Here is a 13,250-nt window from a genome sequence, read left to right on the forward strand (position 1 = left end):
AAGGTGAATTGAAAAAAGCCTCCGGTGGATTGAATCCCCGGAGGCTTTGTTCTTTCGACGGTTCGCGCCTTTGTTTCGATTCGCTGATTCGCTTCTGCAGGCCGGCGCGTGCGATCAACCGCCTGGGAACGTTGCGGGCAACGTAACCGCTACTTGTTCACGACCCGCGCGGGCACACTGATCGCCAGCAGGCCGCCGAGGATCATGCATCCGGCCAGCAGGTACATGCCGGAGTCGTTGGCAGCCGTCGCCTGTTTGAGCCAGCCCACCGCATAGGGGCTCAGAAAGCCGGCGAGATTGCCGAGCGAATTGATCATCGCGATGCCTGCGGCGGCGCCTGTGCCGGCGAGAAAGGCAGTCGGCAGACTCCAGAACAGCGGCAGCGTCGTGAGGATGCCCATCGTCGCTAGCGTCAGCGCGGTCATCGCGAGAAGCGTGTTGTGCGCCCAGACAACCGACAGCACCAGCCCGATCGCCCCCGCCAGAGCCGGCAATGCGACGTGCCAGCGACGCTCGCGCATACGGTCCGCGCTGCGCGAGACCAGCACCATCGCGACCACGGCTGCCGCAAACGGGATCGCCGACAGCAGGCCGATCACGAACGCGTCGGTGACGCCCGTCGCCTTGATGATCGTCGGCAGCCAGAAGCTCACGCCATAAAGCCCCATCACGAACGAGAAGTAGATCAGGCTCATCAGCCACACACGCGGACTGGACAGGACCTTCCGGATCGGCATGTCATGCTTGGTCGCGTCTTCCGCAGCGATATTGCGTTCGAGCAGTTGCCGTTCTTCGTCGGTCAGCCACTTTGCCTTGCTGATCCGGTCGTCCAGCATGAAGAACACCATCACGCCCACGATCACCGAAGGCACCCCTTCCAATAGAAACAGCCATTGCCAGCCATGCCAGCCGTTGACGCCATTGAACGTTTTCAGGATGTAGCCCGACACCGGGCCGCCGATCACGCCTGAGAGCGCAATCGCCGTCATGAACCAGGTCGTCATGCGGCCGCGCCGATGCGCCGGATACCAGTACGTGAGATACAGGATGATGCCGGGAAAGAAGCCTGCTTCGGCGAGACCGAGCAGGAAGCGCATCACGTAAAACATCGTCGGGGTGGTAACGAACATCGTGAGCATCGAGATGACGCCCCACGATGCCATGATCCGCGCGATCCATACGCGAGCGCCGACCTTGTGGAGGATGACGTTGCTGGGAATCTCGAAGATGAAGTACCCGACAAAGAAGATACCGGCGCCAAAGCCATAGACGGCGTCGCTTAAACCGAGGTCGGTGGTCATCTGCAGCTTCGCGAAACCGACGTTGACGCGGTCGAGATACGCGACCACATAGCACAGCATCAAGAGCGGCGTGAGCCGCCATGCGACTTTACGGTAGGTCGCTTCTTCGAAGGTGGAAGGCGGCGCGCCGGCGCCGGGATGGTGCAGCTGATTCGCGGGACTGGCCATGGTGTCTCCTCATTTGTTCTAGGTAGAAAGAAGTGCCGCGTCTCGCGCATTCTATACGCGGTTCATACGAATCCCCGGCGTGTGGCGTCGGGGAAAACACCGAGATGCGACGGCCATTCGAACACAGTGCGTCGCATGTGGCCATGCGGCGCGAGACGCAAGGCTAGACGCAGCGTCCACCGTCGACTTCGAGGCACACGCCGGTGATGAACTCCGCTTCGTCCGAGGCAAGATAGAGGCACGCATTGGCGACATCCTGCGGCGTCGAGAAGCGACCGAGCGGAATTCCGGCGAGAAACCGCGTGCGGTTTTCCGGCGTGTCCTCGACCCCCATGAACTCTGAGAGCAGGGCGGTTTCGCCCATCACCGGACTGACGCAATTCACGCGAATCCGGTCTGGCCCGAGTTCAGCGGCGAGCGACTTGCTCGCGATGATCACGGCGCCCTTGCTGCCGTTGTACCAGACGAGCCCGGGGCGGGGACGTACGCCCGCCGTCGACGCGATATTGACGAACACGCCGCCGCCTTTTTCGCGGAAGTACGGCACGAACTGCTGCACGCTCCAGTAGATACTTTTGACGTTCACCGCGTAGACGCGGTCGAACTCGGCTTCGGTGATGTCAAGTACCGGTTTGTTCCGGTGTGTCGTGCCGGCGTTGTTGACGACGATCTGCACGCTACCGAAGTCTTCGAGCGCCGCTTCGCGCAGCAGGCGCCAGTCATCTCTCTTCGTGACGTCGCCGGCCACGGCGATCGCCTTGCCACCCGCCAGCGCGATTTCGCTTGCGACACGTTCGGCTGCCGCGCCGTGCAGATCGTTGACGACGACATTCGCACCCTCGCGTGCATAGGTTTTCGCGATGCCTTCGCCGAAACCCGAGCCGCCACCTGTCACGATGGCTGTCTTGCCTGTCAACCGCATGATGTCTCCTGTGTTTTAGTCAGTGTTCGAACTGCAGTGGTGTGGAGCGTGCCGGCTAGCCGTGACGGATCGCGACCGTTTTCAGAACCGTGAAGCCGTACAGCGCCTCGAAGCCTTTCTCGCGTCCGTGGCCGGAATGCCGGACGCCGCCAAACGGCAGTTCGACGCCGCCGCCGGCGCCGTAGTTATTGATGAAAACCTGGCCGGAACGCACCCGGCGTGCCAGGCGTAGCTGACGCGCGCCGTCGCGCGTCCAGATGCCGGCGACAAGCCCGTACGGCGTGCCGTTGGCGAGCGCGACGGCTTCGTCCTCGCTGCTGAATGACATGGCGGCAAGCACCGGGCCGAACACTTCTTCGCGCGCGAGCCGGTGAGCGGGCGGCACGTCGCGTAAAAGCGTCGGCGCCTGATAGAAGCCCGTTTCGGGCGCTTCGCTGACAACTTCACCATGGGCGGCCATCGCGACGCCGTCGTGCTGCGCGTCGGACAGAAAGTCCCACACGCGTTGTTGCTGCTTCGCGCTGATCAGCGGCCCGCAATCGAGATCGGCCTGCGACGGCCCGACGCGCAACGCATTGAACGCCGCGGCCAGCCGGTCGAGTAGGGGCTCGTAGATCGCACGATCGATCAGCACCCGGCTGCCTGCCGAACAGGTCTGCCCCGCGTTTTGCACGATGGCCGAGACCAGCACAGGCAGCGCGGCGTCGAGGTCCGCGTCGGCAAAAACGATTTGCGGCGACTTGCCGCCGAGTTCGAGCGTGACGGGCACATGATTTTCGGCCGCCATCTGCGTGACGAGCTTGCCGGTTTCCGGCGATCCGGTAAACGAGATGTGATCGATGCCCGGATGACGTGCGAGCGCCGCGCCCGCTTCGTGTCCATAACCGGTGACGACATTCAGCGCGCCCGCCGGCAAGCCAGCTTCGGAGGCCAGTTCGGCGACGCGCAGCACCGTCAGGCACGCGTCCTCGGCGGGTTTCACGACGCATGCGTTGCCCGCCGCGAGCGCCGCGCCGACGCTGCGGCCGAAGATCTGCATCGGATAATTCCACGGCACGATGTGGCCCGTGATGCCGTGCGGTTCGCGGATCGTGAAGACCGTGTAGCCGGCCTGATAGGGGAGCGTTTCGCCGTGCAGCTTGTCGGCGGCGCCCGCGTAGTACTCGAAATAACGCGCGAGCGCCGAAGCATCCGCGCGCGCCTGCTTCAGCGGCTTGCCGGTGTCCCGCGCTTCGAGCTTCGCGAGTTCTTCGTGACACGCGGTGACGAGCATCGACAGCCGGTAAAGCACGCGACCGCGTTCGGCGGCGCTCGCTGCGCCCCATGCGCCCTCGAAGGCGCGGCGCGCCGCCTGCACGGCACGGTCGACATCGGCGGGCGTGCCGCGGGCGAGGCGCGTGAACGGCTGGCCGTCCGACGGATCGACGACGTCGATCGTCTCGCCGCCCGCAGGATTGATCCATTCGCCGCCGATGAAGTGTTTCGCTTCTTCCATGCATGCTCCTGGTTGAAAAGCCACAGACAGGGCGAGCCGACAGCCGAACCGCCGGATGCCACGGGCAGAGGTTGGCGCGGGCGGTGCGGACGCCGCCGGGCTTCCGGATCTGACCAGAAATACCCAAAAGCACCCGGAAGCAGCGCGCAACTCGCAGGACGCAGAACGATTATCGCGCCGATCCCGCGCCGGGTGCCATCGGCCGATTGGCTATAATGGCGCATCCCGCACTGTCCGGTCGCGTCGCCGCGCGTGAGGTGTTATCCGCGCCTCATGCGCGTGATGCACCTGATGTCCGTCAGGTGTCGCGCCGTACGCCGTGTTCCGAATTTCATCCCGACCAGAGAACGCTCATGAGCTTCAATCACGTCCCCGCAGGCAAAGATCTCCCGCAAGATTTCAACGTCATCATCGAAATCCCCGCGCAAAGCGATCCGGTGAAGTACGAGGCCGACAAGGAACTGGGCCTGCTCGTCGTCGACCGCTTCATCGGCACGGGCATGCGCTATCCGGCCAACTACGGCTTCATTCCGCAAACGCTGTCCGGTGACGGCGACCCGGTCGACGTTCTCGTGATCACGCCGTTCCCGCTGCTGGCTGGCTCGGTGGTGCGCGCCCGCGCGCTCGGCATGCTGCAGATGACGGACGAATCGGGCGTCGACGCGAAGCTGATCGCCGTGCCGCACGACAAAATCTGCCCGATGACTGCTGACCTCAAGTCCATCGACGACGTGCCGTCGTACCTGAAAGACCAGATCAAGCACTTCTTCGAGCAATACAAGGCGCTCGAAAAGGGCAAGTGGGTGAAGGTGGACGGCTGGGCGGACATCGATGCCGCGCACAAGGAAATCAGCGAAGGCGTGGCGAACTACAAGAAGTGAAGTTTTCGCCTCGCGCGGGTTCTGCTATTCCAGCTAGCCTGCGCGCCGCAGTATGAAAAAACCGCGCGTGCCCCTAACGGGCCGCGCGGTTTTTTACGCCCTGGAGGCATCGGTTTCCGCGGAAGCGATTTCGGAGTCGGGCTCCGACTCCTCCTCCTCCTCCTCATCGGCAGGAGGCGCGGGCAAAACCGATTCAAGTGAGCGGACCCCTGCCGCGAGCGCGCGTTTTTCGACTGGCGGAAGCCGTTTGACCCAGTACTCGGCACGCGATGCGCTCGAGCGGTCGGCCAGTTCGAACCACGCCAGCAACTGTCGCGGCTTGCGCGAACGCGTGTAGCGCGCGCCGGTGCCGTTGACATGCTTGTCGAAGCGCGCCTGAACATCGGTGGCGATGCCCGTATAGACGCTGTCGTCTTCGCATTCGATCAGGTAGAGAAACCACGGCATGGCGGCGATGAAAACGTCAGTCGTCGAAAGTGGGGGACGGTGCGGGCGCAAGTTTCCCACAGAAACACACCGCCGTAACCTGCTGCCGTCGCCTTCGGTCTGTGCTTCAACTGGCCCTTCATTCAGCCCTTCATTCAGCCCTTTAACCCGCTCTTCGGTCAGCTCTTCAGTCAGATCCTGAACGGATTGTGCTCGCGCAGTTCATCGACGTAAGCATGGATGTTGTTCGTTTCCCCTTCAAGGAACCGCGCAACCGCATCCGCGAAAGCCGGATGCGCGAGCCAATGTGCCGAGCGCGTGACGGTCGGCAGAAAACCACGCGCCATCTTGTGTTCGCCCTGCGCGCCGCCTTCGAACGCGCCGAGCTTTTCCTCGATGCAGAATTCGAGGGGCTGATAGTACGCGGTCTCGAAGTGCAGGCACGGCACGTGTTCGAGCGCACCCCAGTAGCGTCCGTACAGCGTGCCGCCAGTCGTTGCGTCGCGCTGGTACACGACGAGCGAACTGGCGATCGGCTTGCCTTCGAACTCGGCGATCACGAGCAGCAGGTTCTCCGGCATCGACTCGCCGATCATGCGGAAGAAATCGAGGTTCAGATAGGGCGTCGAAAAATGCTCCCGATACGTCTGCCGGTAGCATTTGCTGAAGAAGCGCCAGTCGGCGTCGGTGGCGTCTTCGCCGCGCACGCGCCGGAACGTGATGCCCGCGTCGTGCACCTTGCGGCGCTCGGCGCGAATGTTCTTGCGCTTCTTCTGTTCGAGCGTCGAGAGAAAATCGTCGAAGTGGCGGTAGCCGTCGTTGAGCCAGTGAAACTGCACGCCTTCGCGCTGCATCATCCCGAGGTCGGTGAGCGCATCGGCTTCGGTTTCGGTCGGGAACAGCACATGCAGCGATGAGACATCCGCCTGCTCGGCAAACGCCATCAACGTCGCGGCGAGATGGCGCAGCGCGTGTTCGCCCGTCGCGAGCAGGCGGTTGCCCTGCACGGGCGTGAACGGCACCGCGCACAGCAGCTTGGGGTAGTAGGGCACGCCGTTGCGCTTGTACGCATCCGCCCAGGCCCAGTCGAACACGTATTCGCCGTACGAGTGCCCTTTCAGGTACACCGGCGCGGCCGCTTCGAGGCGCCCTGTGCGCGCGTCGGTCAGCGTGACGAACTGCGTGTGCCAGCCCGTATCGGGTACGGCGCAGCGTGTCGCGTGCAGCGCACTCAGGAATTCATGGCGCAGAAACGGCGTGGGTTGCGTCTGCCGCGCGAGCAGTGCATTCCATTCGGTGGCATCGACCTCGAGCGGCGACGCCAGAATGCCCGTGCGATAATCAAAGCGTTCCTGATTCAATCTGTGTGACCGTTCCACTCTGTTCTACCTTTAACCGCGTGGTGTGCGGCCCGTCGTCCGTGTTGTCCGTTGCCCGTTCATCGAACTACTGTTGCCGCCGTCGCCGGCAAGCCGCGGGCTTGCCTCCCGGCCTTTGCTCCTGCCATGAAGACCCGAATCGCTCTAGCCCAACTCAATGTCACCGTCGGCGACTTCGCCGGCAACGTCGCGAAAATCGTCGACGCGGCGCGTGCTGCGCACAACGATGGTGCGAAGCTGCTGGTCGCGCCGGAACTCGCGCTGTCCGGTTATCCGCCAGAAGACCTGTTGCTGCGTCCCGCGTTCTATACGGCGAGCGCCGCGGCGCTGGCCGATCTCGCCGCACAGCTGAAGCCTTTCAAGGGCCTGCATGTGATCGTCGGGCATCCGCATCGCGACACGGCAAACGGCCATGGTAATGCAAACGCGCCAATCGAGCGCGGCGTGCCGCCCGTCGATACGTTCAACGCGGCGTCGCTGATCGTCGATGGCAACGTTGTCGGTACGTATCGCAAGCAGGATCTGCCGAACACCGAAGTCTTCGACGAGAAGCGCTATTTCGCCAACGACCCGCAGCCGTTCGTGTTCGAACTCGATGGCGTGAAATTCGGCGTGGTGATCTGCGAAGACGTGTGGCATGCGTCGGCGGCGCAGATCGCGAAGGCCGCGGGCGCGCAGGTGCTCCTGATTCCGAACGGCTCGCCGTATCACCTGAACAAGGAAGCGGTGCGTGTCGACATCCTGCGCGCACGCATCCGCGAGACCGGTCTGCCGATGGTCTACGTGAACATGGTCGGCGCGCAGGATGAGCTCGTGTTCGACGGAGGCTCATTCGTACTCGACGGCCAGGGCGAGGTGGTCGCAAAGATGGCGCAGTTCGAAGAAGGGTACGCGATCGTCGAATTCGACGGCGCGACCCCGGTGCCTTCGACGATCGCGCCGGAGCTGTCGGTCGAAGCGCAGGTCTACGCCGCGCTCGTGATGGGCGTGCACGACTACATCAACAAGAACGGTTTCCCGGGGGCGATCATCGGCCTGTCGGGCGGCGTGGATTCCGCCCTGGTGCTGGCCGTCGCGTGCGACGCGCTGGGCGCGGACCGGGTGCGCGCGGTGATGATGCCGTCGCGCTATACCGCCGACATCTCCACCACCGATGCGGCCGACATGGCTCGCCGCGTCGGCGTGCGCTACGACGAGATCGCCATCGCGCCGATGTTCGACGCGTTTCGCGCCTCGCTTGCGGACGAATTCGCCGGCCGCCCCGAAGACGCCACCGAGGAAAACATCCAGGCGCGCATTCGCGGCACGCTGCTGATGGCGCTGTCGAACAAGTTCGGCTCGATCGTGCTCACCACCGGCAACAAGAGCGAGATGGCCGTGGGCTACTGCACGCTGTACGGCGATATGGCCGGCGGCTTCGCGGTCATCAAGGACATCGCGAAGACGCTCGTCTATCGCCTGTGCCACTACCGTAACGCGGCGACCACGTTCGGGAAGCAGGACATCATCCCGGAGCGGATCCTGACGCGCGCGCCGTCGGCGGAATTGCGCGACAACCAGACCGACCAGGACAGCCTGCCGCCGTACGAAGTGCTCGATGCGATCATGCGCATGTATATGGAGGAGGACCGGTCGCTGGCGGAAATCATCGCGGCCGGCTTTGCCGTCGAAGACGTGAAGCGCGTCACGCGCCTCATCAAGATCAACGAATACAAGCGGCGTCAGGCGCCCATCGGCATCCGCGTGACGCATCGCGCGTTTGGCCGCGACTGGCGTTATCCGATTACGTCACGCTATACGGAACCCGTCGAATGAGGTCGCTGTACGTGAGATACGTGCGCTGGACTACTCGCAATGCGTCCTGCGCGGCGTAGAATCAAAAGCATTCATTTTGTTTTCAAACCGTTCAATTTCCGACCCTCGACGAGGTACGCCATGAAACGCATCACTGCAGTCATCAAACCATTCAAGCTCGACGAAGTGCGTGAGGCGCTCGCCGAAGTGGGGCTGACAGGCCTGACCGTGACGGAAGTGAAGGGCTTTGGACGCCAGAAGGGTCACACAGAGCTGTATCGCGGCGCGGAGTACGTCGTCGATTTCCTGCCAAAGGTCAAGATTGAAGTGGTCGTCGCCAACGACCAGTGCGATCAGGTCATCGATGCGATCATCGGCGCGGCGCGCACCGGCAAGATCGGCGACGGCAAGATCTTCGTCGCGGACGTCGAGCGTGTGATCCGCATCCGCACGGGTGAGGAGAACGAAGCGGCGGTGTGATGCGGCTCTTAGCGGGGCCGCCCGATTCGATCACAACTGATCCGGGCTGACCTCGCTGGATATCAGGCATCGCCACTGCACCAACCCGGTGCGCGCATATTCGTTAGCCACAATAAAAAACGGTGCGATACCCTTTCGGGTACCGCACCGATACGCGCCTCTCGCAGCAGCGTGAAAACTTCTCTTTAACTGTTCTGATTACACCGTTCGATTAGAACGAGTGCTGGATGCCTGCGTACACACCCGTCTGGTTCTTGCCGACCGGCGGGTTGTCGTTGAACGACGTGACGCCATCCACCGTCGACGAGCCGCCAGGACCTGCCGCGTTCGCTTCCAGACCGAAGTTCGCAGTCGAGCTGTTACGCACGGTTGCGATCTGGATGTCGAACAGCGTGCGCTTCGAGATGTTGTACGAACCGCCGATCGTGTAGATCGTAGCGTTGCCGCCGCCCTTGTTCGCGTTGACGTGATAGACCGCCGCAATCAGGGCTGCAGCCGGCGTAGCTTGCCACGTCACACCACCCCATTCATGATCGAGCGAGGTCGGCGCCGCGTTAGCCAGCGTTGCTGCGTTGGCCGTACGAATTGCCTGGTAAGCAGCCTGGACCTTGAACTGGCCGAGGAACACGTTGACCAATGCCGAGTACTCACGGGAGAAGTTGAACGGGTCGGTGAACTGACCGTTTGCCGGGTTGCGGATTTCGTCATAGATACCGCGGACCTGGAAGAGCGATGACGTGTACGTAACCTGCGCGCCAGCTTCGCGGCCTTGCGTCGTCGTGCCGTTACCGTTCCAGTTCGTGGCGTTCGACAGGGCGTATTGACCGTAGAAGTCAAAGCCTGCGAACTTCGGCGACTGGTATGCAATGTTGTTGCTCGATTGCGGCCAGTTGCGGCCACGCACCAGCGAAGCCGACGACCAGTTCGATTGACCGAACGGATCGAAGTCCCACACGCCGTTCGAGATGAAGAGCATACGGCCTGCCGTCAGCGTACCGTACATGTCGTTCGACATACCGACCGTTGCCCAGCGATTGAAGAGACCGCCGCCGCCCGGGCCTTGACCCGTCATCGTGTTGAAGGAGCCTTCCAACTGGAACAGGACCTTGTTGCCGCCACCGATGTCCTCGACACCCTTCATGCCCCACAGGCTGGTGCCCCAGTCGCCGCTTTCAGCCTTCCAACGGCTGGTCGTACCGCCATTACCGTTTGAGAGACCGCTAAGGTACTCAAGGCCGGCATCCAGGCGCCCATACAGCGTAACGCTGCTCTGTGCGTGTGCTGCCACGCCGAACGTCAGCAGCGATGCCGCGAGCAAAGCTTTCTTCATCTTCTCCTCCTCCATACCCTGTCAAAAAGTAAACCCAGTACTGCGAATGGTGTCCGGACGCCAGAGGCGCCGAACAGAATTTCTGTACCAGAGAGCTTTTACGGCCGGGGGCCTGTTGTCATGACATGCAGCCTGTGTGAGTGGCCGTCTGTTCGTCATTTCCGATCCCCACGTCGACCGGTATCTCCTGTGACTTATGAAGTGAAACTACTTTTATCGAACTTTGTTTTGCTACTTTGGTTACTAATTTAGCAAAAATACCCTTACGTGGCGAAGAAAATCGTCTTCTCCCAAACAGGTGTCGCCAAATTGCAATACTGGTATGCGTGCCGGTCTGCGGCTGGTACGAAGAAATGCGCCGAAAGCCTTGTCAGACAAGGGAATCACGGATCGAAGGCAAGGGCGTCAAGGATTGCCACTATTGACGATAGAAATCGTCGGGAGTAGTGCGTTTCAGCCTTTGAAGTCTCAAATCTTGGGAAATATGAGCTGGAAGCGCGAGGAAGCGGGAATAAAAAAGGCGCTGTAAGCGCCTTGTAAAACTACATTAACTACAGACTCATTTGAGACTGCCCGAAAGAAACTGTTTTAACCGTTCGCTCCTCGTGTTTTTGAAGACTTCTTCGGGATGTCCTTCTTCTTCGACCCGCCCTTGATGCAGAAACATCACGTGATTCGACACGTTGCGCGCGAACGCCATCTCGTGCGTGACGACGATCATCGTGCGGCCTTCCTCGGCCAGCGTCTGCATCACTTTCAGTACCTCGCCCACGAGCTCCGGATCAAGCGCTGAGGTCGGTTCGTCGAACAGCATCACGTCCGGATGCATCGCCAGCGCCCGCGCAATCGCCACGCGCTGCTGCTGGCCGCCCGACAGATGCGACGGGTACTGCTTCTCGAGACGGGGAGCGAGACCCACCTTTTCGAGGTACTGGCGGGCACGCTCTTCGGCTTCGCGACGCGGCAGGCCGAGCACGTTGACCGGCGCCTCTGTCACGTTTTCCAGAACGGACATGTGCGACCACAGGTTGAAGTGCTGAAACACCATCGACAGTTTGGTGCGCACGCGTTGCAGCTGTTTCTGGTCGGCGACGCGCAGCGCGCCGCTGCGATCCTTCGCGGTGCGCACTTCCTCGTTGTCGACGAAGATGCGCCCCGAGTTCGGTTGCTCGAGGAAGTTGATACAGCGAAGCATCGTGCTCTTGCCGGAGCCGGAGGAGCCAATCACGCTGATCACGTCGCCGGCGTTCGCCTTGAGCGAGACGCCCTTGAGGACTTCGTTGTCGCCGTACTGCTTGTGCAGTTCGTCGACGAAAAGCTTTTGTTGCCTGGTTTTCTGGGTGTTCATCTGTGTCCTTGTCTGGCTTACTTGCCTTGCGGCCGCAGATAAGCGAGCCAGCGGCGCTCGGCGCGGCGGAACAGCCACACGAGCGTGAAGGAAATGGCGAGGTAGAGCAGGGCGGCAATGCCGAATGCTCCGAACGACTGGTACGTGGCGGAGTTCACGTCGCGCGCGATCTTGAGGATGTCCGGCACAGTCGCGGTGAAGGCGACGGTGGTGGCATGCAGCATCAGGATCACTTCGTTGCTGTAGTACGGCAGCGCGCGGCGCAGCGCCGACGGCAGGATCACGCGCCGGTACAGCGTAAACTGCGACATGCCATACGCGCGTGCCGCTTCGATCTCGCCGTACGGGGTGGCCTTGATGGCGCCGGCGAAGATCTCGGTGGTGTACGCACAGGTGTTCAACGTGAACGCGAGCAGCGTGCAGTGCATGCCGCTACGGAAGAAAGCGTCGGTCAGCTCATGCGAGCGGACGATTTCGAGGCTGTAGAGGCCCGTGTAGCAGAGCAGCAACTGCACATAGAGCGGCGTCCCACGGAAGATATACGTATACAGCCACACTGCGCGGGACAGCCATACCCTCTTCGACACGCGCGCCACGGCGAGCGGGATCGACAGGCAGAAGCCGAGGCCGATCGATACCACCAGCAACCACATCGTGATCGCGAGGCCGGTGAAGCGATAACCGTCGGTGAAAAGATAGTTGCGCCAGTATTCCTGGATCAGCCCGATCATAGGTCCGCCTTTCGTACGCCGGTCGAGTAACGCTTTTCGAGGTACATCAGCACGAAGTTGGAGACTGTGGTGATGGCGAGGTAGATCGCACCCGCAAGCAAGGTGAAGAAAAAGAACCGCAGGGTGCCTTTGCCGGCATCCTGGGAAGCCTTGACGACGTCGGCAAGCCCGATGATCGACACCAGCGCGGTGGCTTTCACCATCACCTGCCAGTTGTTGCCGATGCCGGGCAATGCGAAGCGCATCATCTGCGGGAACATGATTCGCGAGAACACCTGCCACGAACTCATGCCGTACGCGGAGCCTGCTTCCAGCTGGCCGCGCGGCACCGACAGGAAGGCACCGCGGAAGGTCTCGGTGAAGTACGCGCCGTAAATGAAGCCGAGCACGATCACGCCGGCGATGAACGGGTCGATGTCGATCTGGTCCCAACCGAGCATGTCGGTCAGGTCGTTGAGCCAGATCTGGATGCTGTAGAACAGCAGCAGCATCAGCACGAGATCGGGAACGCCGCGAACCAGCGTCGTATACAGCGTACCGACGCCGTGCGACACGCGGTTTTTCGACAGTTTCGCCGCTGCACCAAGCAGCCCGAGCAGAAATGCGAACGCCAGTGACAACACCGCCAGTTTGACGGTCTGCCAGGTGCCGGCCAGGATCAGCGGGCCGTAGCCTTGAAAGAGCATATGAAGTCCTCGACGGCGCCCGAAGCGCCGCGAAAGACGCGGTTTGCCCGCGCCGTGCGTCCCTGACCGGTGGTGGATCCTCGATCCGGCCGGACGCCCGGCGCACAGCGCGCCGCTGTGCGAATCATGACCGCTCCTCCGTGCCCCGGATCCGGGGCCGCGAAGCACGACACGCTGTCTCGTTTCAACTGAGGCGCATGCCGAACTGCCGCCGGCGGAGCAGCGCGTTTTTTAGCGACTGCCTTTAACTGCTGCTAACTGCTTTTGACTGACTGCGACTGTATTACCGGAACCCCATCCAGCCCATCG

The 13,250-nt window shown here is 62.0% G+C and carries 12 protein-coding genes; 3 read left to right on the forward strand and 9 right to left on the reverse strand.

The genetic code is table 11. The features are described 5' to 3' along the window. Positions 1-149 precede the first annotated feature (149 nt). From P3T23_RS23850 to P3T23_RS23860, 3 genes are all read right to left on the reverse strand, one after another. The gene (locus tag P3T23_RS23850) at positions 150-1,469 is read right to left on the reverse strand and encodes an MFS transporter (RefSeq protein ID WP_429318579.1); all 1,320 of its coding nucleotides are present in this window, start codon (positions 1,467-1,469) and stop codon (positions 150-152) included. A 163-nt stretch (positions 1,470-1,632) separates the two neighbouring features. Continuing rightward, the gene (locus P3T23_RS23855) at positions 1,633-2,391 is read right to left on the reverse strand and encodes an SDR family oxidoreductase (RefSeq protein WP_429318580.1); all 759 of its coding nucleotides are present in this window, start codon (positions 2,389-2,391) and stop codon (positions 1,633-1,635) included. Positions 2,392-2,446: 55 nt separating this feature from the next. Continuing rightward, positions 2,447-3,886: an aldehyde dehydrogenase family protein gene (locus P3T23_RS23860; protein ID WP_429318581.1), complete on the reverse strand. Its 1,440-nt coding sequence runs from the start codon at positions 3,884-3,886 to the stop codon at positions 2,447-2,449. A 353-nt stretch (positions 3,887-4,239) separates the two neighbouring features. Here P3T23_RS23860 and ppa point away from each other — a divergent pair, with 353 nt between their 5' ends. After that, on the forward strand, positions 4,240-4,767 hold the full coding sequence (gene ppa, locus P3T23_RS23865) for an inorganic diphosphatase (RefSeq protein WP_429318582.1): 528 nt from the start codon (positions 4,240-4,242) through the stop codon (positions 4,765-4,767). 93 nt (positions 4,768-4,860) lie between these two features. Here ppa and P3T23_RS23870 read toward each other — a convergent pair whose 3' ends face one another. Together P3T23_RS23870 and P3T23_RS23875 are read right to left on the reverse strand one after the other, a co-directional pair. Then, positions 4,861-5,214 carry a GIY-YIG nuclease family protein gene (locus P3T23_RS23870; RefSeq protein WP_429318631.1) on the reverse strand — a complete coding sequence of 118 codons (354 nt, stop codon included), beginning with the start codon at positions 5,212-5,214 and terminating at the stop codon, positions 4,861-4,863. 170 nt (positions 5,215-5,384) lie between these two features. After that, complete coding sequence (locus tag P3T23_RS23875) at positions 5,385-6,554, reverse strand: GNAT family N-acetyltransferase (RefSeq protein ID WP_429318583.1); 1,170 nt, start codon at positions 6,552-6,554, stop codon at positions 5,385-5,387. A gap of 144 nt (positions 6,555-6,698) precedes the next feature. On the opposite strand from P3T23_RS23875, the gene P3T23_RS23880 reads away from it, so the two are divergent. Next, complete coding sequence (locus P3T23_RS23880; protein WP_429318584.1) at positions 6,699-8,387, forward strand: NAD+ synthase; 1,689 nt, start codon at positions 6,699-6,701, stop codon at positions 8,385-8,387. A 120-nt stretch (positions 8,388-8,507) separates the two neighbouring features. Continuing rightward, complete coding sequence (glnK, locus tag P3T23_RS23885; protein ID WP_007587958.1) at positions 8,508-8,846, forward strand: P-II family nitrogen regulator; 339 nt, start codon at positions 8,508-8,510, stop codon at positions 8,844-8,846. A gap of 211 nt (positions 8,847-9,057) precedes the next feature. Here the strand turns inward: glnK and P3T23_RS23890 are convergent, their stop codons facing one another. From P3T23_RS23890 to P3T23_RS23905, 4 genes are all read right to left on the reverse strand, one after another. After that, on the reverse strand, positions 9,058-10,176 hold the full coding sequence (locus P3T23_RS23890; RefSeq protein WP_429318585.1) for a porin: 1,119 nt from the start codon (positions 10,174-10,176) through the stop codon (positions 9,058-9,060). Positions 10,177-10,735: 559 nt separating this feature from the next. Next, positions 10,736-11,524 carry an ABC transporter ATP-binding protein gene (locus tag P3T23_RS23895; RefSeq protein WP_429318586.1) on the reverse strand — a complete coding sequence of 263 codons (789 nt, stop codon included), beginning with the start codon at positions 11,522-11,524 and terminating at the stop codon, positions 10,736-10,738. A 17-nt stretch (positions 11,525-11,541) separates the two neighbouring features. Then, positions 11,542-12,255: an ABC transporter permease gene (locus tag P3T23_RS23900; protein ID WP_429318587.1), complete on the reverse strand. Its 714-nt coding sequence runs from the start codon at positions 12,253-12,255 to the stop codon at positions 11,542-11,544. Continuing rightward, a complete protein-coding gene (locus tag P3T23_RS23905) occupies positions 12,252-12,941 on the reverse strand; it encodes an ABC transporter permease (protein WP_429318588.1) in 690 nt (229 codons plus the stop codon). The genes P3T23_RS23900 and P3T23_RS23905 overlap by 4 nt, the downstream gene beginning before the upstream one ends. Positions 12,942-13,250: the final 309 nt, after the last annotated feature.

Origin of the sequence: Paraburkholderia sp. GAS448, assembly GCF_050435685.1 — a bacterium.
In the GTDB taxonomy this organism is placed as follows: domain Bacteria; phylum Pseudomonadota; class Gammaproteobacteria; order Burkholderiales; family Burkholderiaceae; genus Paraburkholderia.

Bases quoted from the DNA above. Each gene is read 5' to 3' on its own strand.
- P3T23_RS23850 (WP_429318579.1), bottom strand. From the start codon at position 1,469: ATGGCCAGTCCCGCGAATCAGCTGCACCATCCCGGCGCCGGCGCGCCG.
- P3T23_RS23855 (WP_429318580.1), bottom strand. From the start codon at position 2,391: ATGCGGTTGACAGGCAAGACAGCCATCGTGACAGGTGGCGGCTCGGGT.
- P3T23_RS23860 (WP_429318581.1), bottom strand. From the start codon at position 3,886: ATGGAAGAAGCGAAACACTTCATCGGCGGCGAATGGATCAATCCTGCG.
- ppa (WP_429318582.1), top strand. From the start codon at position 4,240: ATGAGCTTCAATCACGTCCCCGCAGGCAAAGATCTCCCGCAAGATTTC.
- P3T23_RS23870 (WP_429318631.1), bottom strand. From the start codon at position 5,214: ATGCCGTGGTTTCTCTACCTGATCGAATGCGAAGACGACAGCGTCTAT.
- P3T23_RS23880 (WP_429318584.1), top strand. From the start codon at position 6,699: ATGAAGACCCGAATCGCTCTAGCCCAACTCAATGTCACCGTCGGCGAC.
- glnK (WP_007587958.1), top strand. From the start codon at position 8,508: ATGAAACGCATCACTGCAGTCATCAAACCATTCAAGCTCGACGAAGTG.
- P3T23_RS23890 (WP_429318585.1), bottom strand. From the start codon at position 10,176: ATGAAGAAAGCTTTGCTCGCGGCATCGCTGCTGACGTTCGGCGTGGCA.
- P3T23_RS23895 (WP_429318586.1), bottom strand. From the start codon at position 11,524: ATGAACACCCAGAAAACCAGGCAACAAAAGCTTTTCGTCGACGAACTG.
- P3T23_RS23900 (WP_429318587.1), bottom strand. From the start codon at position 12,255: ATGATCGGGCTGATCCAGGAATACTGGCGCAACTATCTTTTCACCGAC.
- P3T23_RS23905 (WP_429318588.1), bottom strand. From the start codon at position 12,941: ATGCTCTTTCAAGGCTACGGCCCGCTGATCCTGGCCGGCACCTGGCAG.